Consider the following 512-nt stretch of genomic DNA (forward strand, 5'->3'; position numbering starts at 1 on the left):
AGGCGGGCGAATCGGCTGATGCGGGTGGTGCCGATGGGGGTGCCGCTCCACCAGGTGTTCAAGCGGTGGAGGTTGAGTCCGGCGGCGGTCAGGACGTGGCCGAGGTGGGTCTTGCGTAACCCGCGGTAGGGCGTGGTGCGTGTCCGGGTCACCCGGACGGCCTGGGAGATGGTGCCTTCGACTCCGGCTCGTGTGCCGTAGGCGGCCTGCCACTCGTCGGTCTGCTGCTCGCGTCGGCGCTGGTCGAGGGCTTCCTGCTGGGGCTGGGTGAGCAGGGTCAGGCTGCGGCCCCACTTGCTCTTGGCGCTGGTGCACGCCGCGCGCACCGGGCAGGCGTCGCAGTCGGTCTTGGCGAAGTGGACCCGGATGATCTCGGTGCCGGTGGGTTTGCGCTGCTCGGACCAGCTGACACTACGCTGCCCGCGGGGGCAGATGACAGTGCGGGCCGGCCAGTCGACGGTGAAGGCGTCCTGTCCCAGGCCTTCCCCGGCGCGGCCCTGGGCGGTGGTGTC

General features: G+C 71.3%; 1 protein-coding gene. It reads right to left on the reverse strand.

Annotation, left to right across the window (positions count from 1 at the left end):
- A partial coding sequence (locus tag IEZ19_RS50190; RefSeq protein WP_189318008.1) for a transposase occupies nucleotides 1–512 on the reverse strand: 512 nt, incomplete at both ends.

The organism is Streptomyces brasiliensis, assembly GCF_014647875.1.
Lineage (GTDB): Bacteria > Actinomycetota > Actinomycetes > Streptomycetales > Streptomycetaceae > Streptomyces > Streptomyces brasiliensis.